This window comes from Candidatus Rokuibacteriota bacterium (genome assembly GCA_016188005.1).
In the GTDB taxonomy this organism is placed as follows: Bacteria; Methylomirabilota; Methylomirabilia; order Rokubacteriales; family CSP1-6; genus UBA12499.
Genome location: JACPIQ010000005.1, coordinates 23,108 through 31,665, shown reverse-complemented (window position 1 = coordinate 31,665; position 8,558 = coordinate 23,108). Strand labels below are relative to the sequence as shown.

The 8,558-nt window shown below is 71.0% G+C and carries 10 protein-coding genes; 9 read left to right on the top strand and 1 reads right to left on the bottom strand.

Going from position 1 to position 8,558, the window contains the following annotated elements; translation table 11 throughout:
- The 6 genes from HYV93_00980 to HYV93_00955 all read left to right on the top strand — a co-directional run.
- On the top strand, positions 1-1,002 hold a 1,002-nt coding region (locus HYV93_00980; protein ID MBI2524531.1), incomplete at its 5' end, for an ABC transporter substrate-binding protein.
- Between the two features lie 72 nt (positions 1,003-1,074).
- Positions 1,075-1,929 (top strand): branched-chain amino acid ABC transporter permease, encoded by an 855-nt coding sequence (locus tag HYV93_00975; protein ID MBI2524530.1) that lies wholly within the window; start codon positions 1,075-1,077, stop codon positions 1,927-1,929.
- A complete protein-coding gene (locus HYV93_00970) occupies positions 1,926-2,849 on the top strand; it encodes a branched-chain amino acid ABC transporter permease (GenBank protein ID MBI2524529.1) in 924 nt (307 codons plus the stop codon). Before HYV93_00975 ends, HYV93_00970 begins: the two co-directional genes overlap by 4 nt.
- The gene (locus HYV93_00965) at positions 2,849-3,601 is read left to right on the top strand and encodes an ABC transporter ATP-binding protein (protein ID MBI2524528.1); all 753 of its coding nucleotides are present in this window, start codon (positions 2,849-2,851) and stop codon (positions 3,599-3,601) included. The genes HYV93_00970 and HYV93_00965 overlap by 1 nt, the downstream gene beginning before the upstream one ends.
- 5 nt (positions 3,602-3,606) lie before the next feature.
- A complete protein-coding gene (locus HYV93_00960; GenBank protein MBI2524527.1) occupies positions 3,607-4,296 on the top strand; it encodes an ABC transporter ATP-binding protein in 690 nt (229 codons plus the stop codon).
- Between the two features lie 13 nt (positions 4,297-4,309).
- Positions 4,310-5,161, top strand: coding sequence for a beta-lactamase-like protein 2 (locus tag HYV93_00955; GenBank protein MBI2524526.1), 852 nt, complete (start codon positions 4,310-4,312; stop codon positions 5,159-5,161).
- Here the strand turns inward: HYV93_00955 and HYV93_00950 are convergent.
- Entirely contained in the window at positions 5,158-5,874 is a 717-nt protein-coding gene (locus HYV93_00950; protein MBI2524525.1) for a gamma-glutamyl-gamma-aminobutyrate hydrolase family protein, read from the bottom strand. The genes HYV93_00955 and HYV93_00950 overlap by 4 nt on opposite strands.
- 24 nt (positions 5,875-5,898) lie before the next feature.
- Here HYV93_00950 and HYV93_00945 point away from each other — a divergent pair, with 24 nt between their 5' ends.
- From HYV93_00945 to HYV93_00935, 3 genes are read left to right on the top strand one after another with little or no spacing between them, the layout of a single operon-like run.
- The gene (locus HYV93_00945; protein ID MBI2524524.1) at positions 5,899-7,665 is read left to right on the top strand and encodes a gamma-glutamyltransferase; all 1,767 of its coding nucleotides are present in this window, start codon (positions 5,899-5,901) and stop codon (positions 7,663-7,665) included.
- Entirely contained in the window at positions 7,584-8,165 is a 582-nt protein-coding gene (locus tag HYV93_00940) for a cupin domain-containing protein (protein ID MBI2524523.1), read from the top strand. Before HYV93_00945 ends, HYV93_00940 begins: the two co-directional genes overlap by 82 nt.
- On the top strand, positions 8,162-8,515 hold the full coding sequence (locus HYV93_00935; GenBank protein ID MBI2524522.1) for a cupin domain-containing protein: 354 nt from the start codon (positions 8,162-8,164) through the stop codon (positions 8,513-8,515). Before HYV93_00940 ends, HYV93_00935 begins: the two co-directional genes overlap by 4 nt.
- Positions 8,516-8,558 lie beyond the last annotated feature (43 nt).

The following is an 8,558-nucleotide window of genomic DNA, read 5'->3' as shown; positions in this document are numbered from 1 at the left end:
GGCCGGAAGATCGAGCTCATCAAGGAGGACACGGAGGCCAAGCCCCCGGTGGGCATCCGCAAGGCGGACAAGCTCATCGACTCGGACAAGGTCGACATCCTCACGGGCCCCGTGCACAGCGGCGTGCTCATGGGCATGCGGGACAAGGTCCACAACTCCAAGACCATCCTCATCGTCTCCAACGCCGGCGCCGACGCCATCAGCCGCGAGCGCTGCTCGAAGTGGATCTTCCGCACGTCGTTCTCCAACTGGCAGCCCAACTGGCCCATGGGCGGCTGGGTCGCGAAGAACGTCTCGAAGGAGGTGTTCCTCGTCGCGCCGAACTACCAGGCGGGCAAGGACATGATGAACGCCTTCAAGGAGACCTACCTGCCGGCCGGCGGCAAGGTCGTGGCCGAGGATTACCCGAAGCTCAGCGAGACGGACTATGCCCCGTACCTCACCAAGATCAAGCAGTCGGGCGCCAAGGCCGTCTACTGCTTCTTCTCGGGCTCCGACGCCGTCAACTTCGTGAAGCAGTACGACCAGTTCGGGCTGAAGCAGTCGATCAAGCTCACGGGCGCCGGCTTCCTCACCGAGCCCGACGTGCTGCCGGCCCAGGGCAAGTCGGCGCTGGGCGTCATCACGGGGCACTTCTACACTCCGCTCCTCGACAACCCGGTGAACAAGAAGTTCGTGGCGGACTTCAAGGCCAAGTTCGGCGGGAAGACCCCGGACGGCTTCGCCTGCCAGGGTTATGACACCGCGGAGGTCATCGTCCGCGCGCTCAAGGCGGTCAACGGCAATACCCAGGACAAGGACAAGCTCGTCGCGGCCATCGGCAAGACCGCGTTCGACAGCCCGCGCGGCCGCTTCCGCTTCGACCAGAAGTCGCACAACGTGATCCAGCCGTACATCTACATCCGCGAGGTCAAGGAGGTCGCCGGCGGGCTCAACAACGTCCCGATCGACAAGGTCGCCGACGTGACCGACCCCGGGACCGGTTGCACCTTGCCGGCCTGACGGACATCCGCGGGGGGCCGGGCCTCCGGGTCCGGCCTCCCGGTCTTCACCTGCGTGCCCGCCTTCCCCGATCTGTTCGCCCAGGCCCTGAACGGGCTGTCCTACGGCGTCCTTCTCTTCCTCCTCTCGGTCGGGCTGACGCTGATCTTCGGCATGCTGGACGTGGTCAACCTGGCCCACGGCTCCTTCTACATGCTCGGCGCCTACGCCGGACTGGCCCTGATCGCGGCCACGGGCAGTTTCTGGCTGGCGCTCGTCGTCGCTCCGCTCGTCGTCGGGGGCATCGGTGCCGCCATCGAGCGCTCCTGCCTGCGGCCCCTGTACCACCGGCCGCCGCTGGACCAGGTGCTGCTGACCTTCGGGCTCATCTACTTCTTCGAGGACCTCGTGAAGTGGGGCTGGGGCGGGCGGATCCGCTCCATTCCCGCGCCCGATCTCTTCTCGGGCTCCGTGACCGTGGTCGGGGCCACCGTGCCCTCCTATCGCCTGTTCGTGATCGTCTTCGGCCTGGCCATGGCGGGGGCGGTGTGGCTGCTCATCGAGCGCACGCGGCTCGGCTCCATCATCCGGGCGGGGGTCTTCGACGCCGAGATGACCGCCGGCATGGGGGTCAACATCCACCGGGTGTTCACCGGGGTGTTCGCCTTCGGCACCGCGCTGGCGGGGCTGTCGGGCGTCATCGCCGGCCCCATCCAGTCCGCCTACCCGCCCATGGGCGCCAGCATCCTGATCCCCGCGCTCATCGTGGTGGTCGTGGGCGGGCTCGGCAGCCTCAAGGGCTCCCTCGTGGGGAGCCTCATCATCGGCCAGGCCGAGACCTTCGGGAAGGCCTGGCTCCCCGGCGCCTCGATGCTCATGATCTACCTCGTCATGGCCGCCATCGTGCTGCTAAGGCCCCAGGGCCTGTTCGGACGGCCGCTCAAGTGATCGCCCGGCTGGCCGCGTTCGGCCTGCTCGCGGCGCTGGCGGCGCTCTTCCCGCTCTTCTTCGGCAACTACCCCGTGAAGCTGCTCCAGGAGATCCTCATCTGGGGCATCTTCGCCATGAGCCTGGATCTCCTCATGGGCTACGCCGGCATGGTGTCCTTCGGCCACTCCGCCTTCTTCGGCGTCGGCGGCTACGTGGCCGCCCTGGCCCTCACGGCCTACCCCGGGACGCTGTCGGCGCTGGTGCTCCCGCCGCTGGCGGCCGGGCTGGCCGCGCTCGTCATCGGCTTCTTCTCGATCCGGGTGGGCGGCGTCTACTTCATCATGCTGACGCTGGCCTTCTCCCAGATGTTCTACGCGGTGACCTTCCAGGCCGCATGGCTGGGCGCCGAGGACGGCATCGTCGGCGTCCCGCGCGCCCAGGTCCTGGGCGTGAACCTGGCGCAGCCCATGGGCTTCCACCTCTTCCTCCTGAGCCTCGTGGCGCTGACCGCCCTGGGCCTGCGGCGCGTCGTCCGCTCGCCCTTCGGGCACGTGCTGCAGGGCATCAACGAGAACGAGGGACGGATGGAGGCGGTGGGGTACGCGGTGAACCGCTACAAGCTCCTGGCCTTCGTCATCGCCGGCACGGTGGCGGGCATGGCGGGGGCGCTCTACACCCAGCTCGTGGGCTCGATCACGCCGGACGCCTTCCTCTGGACCACCTCCGGGGAAGCCCTCCTGATGGTGATCATCGGCGGCACCGGCACCCTCGGCGGCGCAGTCCTGGGGGCCGGCGCGTTCATCCTGCTGCAGAGCCTCGTGAGCTCCTACACCGAGCGCTGGATGCTGATCCTCGGGCTGACGTTCATTCTCCTCGTCCTCTTCGCGCCGGGCGGCATCGTCGGCGTTCTCCGGGGCCGCGTGGGGCTCCGGGCGTGATGGCGGCCGTCGCACCGCTGCTCGTCGCCGATCGGCTAGCGCGCCACTTCGGTGCGCTGAGCGCGGTCAGCGACGTGTCCCTCGAGATCGCCCCCCGCCAGCGGCGGGCCATCATCGGCCCCAACGGCGCGGGCAAGACCACGCTGTTCAACCTGATCACGGGCTCGCTGGCTCCCTCGGCGGGGCGCATCCTCTTCGAGGGCCGGCCCATCGCAGGGTTGCCGCCGCACGTGGTGGCCCGCCGCGGGATCTCGCGCTCCTTCCAGCGCACGAACCTCTTCCCCCGGCTGAGCGTGCTCGAGAACCTGCGCCTCGCGGCGGCCGCCGGCGAGCGGGGCAGCTACAATCTCCTGGGCAGCATCTCGCGGTTGCCGGGGCCCCTCCTGCGGGCGCGGGAGGCCGCCGAGGCGGTGGGCCTCGCGGAGCGCCTCCAGGAGCCGGCCTCGCGCCTGTCCTACGGGGAGCAGCGCCAGCTCGAGGTGGGCGTGGCGCTGGCCACCTCGCCGAAGCTCCTCCTCCTGGACGAGCCCACGGCCGGGATGTCGCCCGAAGAGACGCTGCGCATGACCCGCATGCTCGAGGGGCTGCCGCGGGAGGTGACTCTCCTGATCATCGAGCACGATATGGACGTCGTGTCGTCGCTGGCGGACCGCGTGACCGTGCTGCACTACGGCGAGGTGCTGAGCGAGGGGTCGTTCGAGGAAGTGAAGGCCGACCCGCGAGTGTACGAGGTCTATCTCGGGAGCGCGTGAGGGCCATGCTCGAGGTCGCCGGCGTACACACGTACTACGGGGAGAGCCACATCCTCCACGGCGTCTCCCTCCGCGTCGCGCAGGGCGAGGCCGTGGCCCTGCTCGGGCGGAACGGGGCGGGGAAGACGACGCTGATCCGCAGCATCATCGGCTTCACGCCGCCACGGGAGGGGCGTATCCTGTTCGAGGGCGCGCCCATCCACGCCTGGCCCCCGTACCGGATCTCGCGCCGGGGCGTCGGGCTGGTGCCGCAGGGGCGGCGCATCTTTGCCCCGCTCTCCGTGCGGGAGAACCTGCTGCTGGGCGCGCGGGCCGACGGCTGGACGCTCGAGCGGGTCTTCGGACTCTTCCCGCGGCTGCGCGAGCGGGCCGAGCAGGCGGGCGGCACGCTTTCCGGCGGGGAGCAACAGATGCTGGCCATCGGACGCGCGCTCCTCACCAACGGGCGCCTGCTCCTGCTCGACGAGCCCTCCGAGGGGTTGGCGCCCATCATCGTGCGCGAGATCGGACGCGTCGTGAAGGGGCTCAAGGGGCAGCACCTCTCCATCCTGCTCGTGGAGCAGAACTACCACCTGGCACTCCAGGTGGCGGATCGGGTGTACGTCATGAACAGGGGGCAGATCGTCTACGAGGGGACGCCGCAGGGCCTCGAGGCCGACGAGGAGGTCAAGCGGCGCTACCTGGGGGTCGCGTGAGCGAGGGGGACGCATGAGCTGGATCGATCCGGACTTCCCGAGGACCGCAACGCCCAGCGAGCTCGTCGGGCGGGTGCTGGGCCTCAATCCCGGGATGATGACCGGCCCGGGCACCAACACCTACCTCGTGGGCGCGAAGCACCCCGTCCTCATCGACACTGGGGCAGGCATCCCGGGCTACGTGACCCTGCTCCAGGAGTATCTCGCGCAGCGCGGCTGGGACCGCCCCGAGCGGATCGTCCTCACCCACCGCCACCGGGACCACATCGGGGGTGTGGGCGACCTGCGCGCGCGCTTCCCGGGGCTCCCGGTCGCCAAGATGATCCTCAAGGACGCCGGGCTGCCCGAGGGCACCCGGGACCTCCGGAATGGCGTGGCGGTGGCCGGGGATGGCGTGACCCTGATCGCGATCCACACGCCGGGACACGCCTCCGACCACCTGTGCTTCTACCTGCCGGAGGAGCGTGCGCTGTTCAGCGGCGACCTCATCCTGGCGGGTTCCACCAGCGTGATCCCCGACGACGACGGCGATCTGGCCCACTACATGGCCTCGCTCAGGCGGGTGCAGGACCTCGACGTGCAGCGCATCTATCCGGCGCACGGCCCCGTCATCGAGGACGCCCAGGGGAAGATCCAGGAGTACCTGGACCACCGGATGATGCGCGAGCGCCAGATCCTCGACGCCCTGGGTGGGGGCGCCCGCACCATCCCGCAGATGGTCGCGATCATCTACGCCGACGTCCCCCGGGCGCTGCACCCGGCCGCGGCGATGTCGGTCCACGCCCACCTGCGGAAGCTCTCGAAGGAGGGGCGGGTGAGGGAGGAGCGCCGGCCCGACGCGCCGTCCCGCTGGACGCCGATCTAGCGGGCGGCGTCGACGAGGGCGGAGAAGAGCCGCCGGGCGGGCGCGGAGTGGGAGACCAGCTCCTCCGGGTGCCACTGCACGGCGAGCACGAAGTGCTCGCGATCGTCCAGCTCGACGCCCTCGATGATCTGATCCGGGGCCCAGGCCACGGCGACGAGCCCACGGCCCGGGGCCCTCACGGCCTGATGATGCATGCTGTTCACCTCGATCTCGGCCGTTCCCAACACCTCCGCCAGGCGACTGCCCGGCGCCACGTTCACCTTGTGGCTGGGCTGATCCCTGGGCGCCTCCTGGCTGTGGCGGAGCTCGGTGCCCGGATCCGTCCCCACGTCCTGATGGAGCGTGCCGCCCAGCGCCACGTTCAGGATCTGGATGCCGCGGCAGATGGCGAGGATCGGGAGGCGGCGCTCAAGCGCCAGGCGGACGGCGGCGGTCTCCAGCGCGTCCCGCGCCGGCGCCACGTCGCACAGCGTGGGGTGCGGCGCCTCGCCGAACAGGGCGGGATCGACGTCCCCGCCGCCCGTGAGCAGGAGGCCGTGAAGCTCCCGCGCGACCGCCTCGAGCGCGCGTGAGCCGAGCTGCGGGGGCAGCGGCAGCGGCACCCCTCCCGCCTGCTGGATGGCGTGCAGGTAGGTCGAGTTGACATAGGCGCGCTCGGGGGTCTTGCCCACCGTGATGGAGGTACTGACGCCGATGAGAGGAATGCCGCTCACAGGGGGCATGGTACCATGCGCGCCATGAGCCTCGACGCCGCGGAGTCGCAGCCGCAGAGTTCCGCTGCGTTCGCCGGCCCCGTGACCCAGGTGATGGGGCGGCGCTTCATGGTGTCTGCCGGCCACCCGCTTGCCGCTCAGGCGGCTGCGCGCATCCTCGCCTCCGGCGGCAACGCCATCGACGCCGGCGTGGCCGCCGGGCTCGCGCTGGGCGTGGTCCATCCCGACATGGTGAGCTTCGCCGGCGTGGCGCCCATCCTGGTCCACCTCGCCGCCACGCGCGAGACCTTCGAGGTGACGGGGGTCGGCCCGTATCCGAGGAGGGCGAGCGCGGACTTCTACCGCAACCGCTGCGGCGGCGAGATCCCGCCGGGTGTGCTCCGCACGGTGGTTCCCGCCTCCCCCGACGCGTGGTGCACGGCGCTCGGGCGCTGGGGAACGCTCTCCTTCGCGGAGGTGGCCGCTCCCGCCCTCGAGTGCGCCGAGCACGGGTTCCCGCTCTCGGTCTTCTCCGCCTATCTCATCGGGCGGAGCGCCGACCGCTACCGGCGCTGGCCCTCTTCCGCGGCGCTGTACCTCCCCGGCGGGGCGCCCCCCCCTCCGGGCCACCGCTTCGTCCAGGCGGAGCTGGCCGGCACCATCAAGCTGATGGGCGAGGCCGAGAAACTGGCGCGCGACCGGGGCCGGGCCGGCGCCATCCGGGCGGCCCGGGACGCCTTCTACAGGGGGGAGATCGCGCGCCGGATCGTCGAGTTCCACGAGCGCGAGGGCGGGCTCTTGGCGCTCAAGGATCTCGCCGACTTCCAGGTCGAGGTGGCCCCGGCGCTCAGGACCTCGTTCCACCAGTACGAGGTGGCCACCTGTGGCTTCTCCTGCCAGGGGCCGGTGCTGCTGCAGATGCTGAACCTCCTCGAGCCGTACGATCTCGGGGCGCTGGGACACAATTCCCCGCGGTTGCTCCACGTGCTCACCGAGGCCATGAAGCTCGCTTTCGCCGACCGCGAGGCCTATTACGGCGATCCACGCCACGTGAAGGTGCCGGCCGACGGGCTCCTCTCCAAGGTCTATGCCGAGCGCCGGCGCGCGCTCCTCGACGAGGGCCGGGCATGGCCCGACATGCCTCCCCCGGGAGACCCGTACGGGCTCGCGGCCGTGATGAACGGGGCGTTGCCCGCGCCGCCTCCGCGCGTGGCCCGCCCCGGCGATGCGCTGGACACCTCCTATGTCGCGGTGGTGGACGCCGAGGGCAACGGGTTCTCGGCGACGCCCAGCGACCCATCGGTGGACTCCCCCGTGGTGCCCGGGCTGGGATGCGTGGTCTCGCCCCGGGGATCCCAGGGGTGGCTGGTGCCCGGGCACCCGAGCGAGGTGGCTCCCGGGAAGCGGCCCCGGCTGACGCCGGCGCCGGCGATGGTCCTGAGCGGCGGCCGGCTCGTCATGCCCTTCGGCACGCCGGGTGGAGATGTCCAGCAGCAGGCCATGCTCCAGGTGTTCCTCAATCTCGCGGTGTTCGGCATGCGGCCCCAGGAGGCCGTCGAGGCCCCCCGCATCGCCACGCGAAGCTTTCCCGACTCCTTCTGGCCGCACACGAGCGCCCCCGGGGTGCTGGAGGTGGAGCGGCGCATCGCCCCCGAAACGCGCGGGGCGCTGGCGGCCCTCGGCCATGTGCTCTCGGAGTGGCCCGAGTGGTCCTGGCGGGCGGGAGCGGTATGCGCGGTGGTGGTCGGGCCCGACGGCACCTTGATGGCCGGGGCCGACCCCCGACGCGGCGCCCACGCCATCGGCTGGTAGTGCCCACCGCCCGGGACTGGATCGAGCGCCTCGGGCTCGCGCCCCATCCGGAGGGCGGTTACTTCAGGGAAACGTACCGCTCGGCGGAAGGCATGGCGGACTCCGCCCTGCCGGCCCGCTTCGGCGGGCCACGGTGCCTTGCCACCGCGATCTACTTCCTCCTCGAAGGGCACCAGGTCTCAGCCCTCCATCGCATCAAGTCCGACGAGGTGTGGCACTTCTACGAGGGGGCTCCCCTCACGCTCTTCCTCATCCTGCCGGGCGGCGAACTGCGGGAGGTGGTGATGGGCCGGGATGCCGACCGGGGCGAGGTGTTCCAGGCGGTGGTACCGGCCGGCTCCTGGTATGGCGCCGTCGTCAACGACCCGGACTCCTATGCTCTCGTGGGGGGTACCGTGGCGCCCGGCTTCGACTTCGCCGACTTCGAGCTTGCCGATCGTTCCTCGCTGCGCGCTCTCTACCCCGAGCACAGGGTGCTGATCGAGCGGCTGACCGCGTGAAGCGAGGCAACCTCTTCGCCAATCTCCCGGGACCCCGGCCCGGCGAGCTGGTCGAGGTCCTGCTCGACTGCCCCGGCCTCACGCTCGAGCGGATCATCTCCACCGGCCAGGCGACGCCTCCGGGGCGCTGGTGGGATCAGGCGGGGGACGAGTGGGTCGTGCTCCTGCGCGGGAGCGCGGCGCTCCGCGTCGAGGGGAAGCCGGACCTCCTCGTGCTGGGCCCGGGTGACTGGGTCGAGATCCCGGCTCGCTGCCGCCATCGGGTCGAGTGGACGGATCCCGCCGGGCCGACGGTCTGGCTGGCCCTCCATCACGCCTCCCTCTCCCGCGAGGGGGAGAAGGCAGGCTGAGGACGGTGGACCAGCGCACAGGAGGCGCATAGCAGGGGCCCGA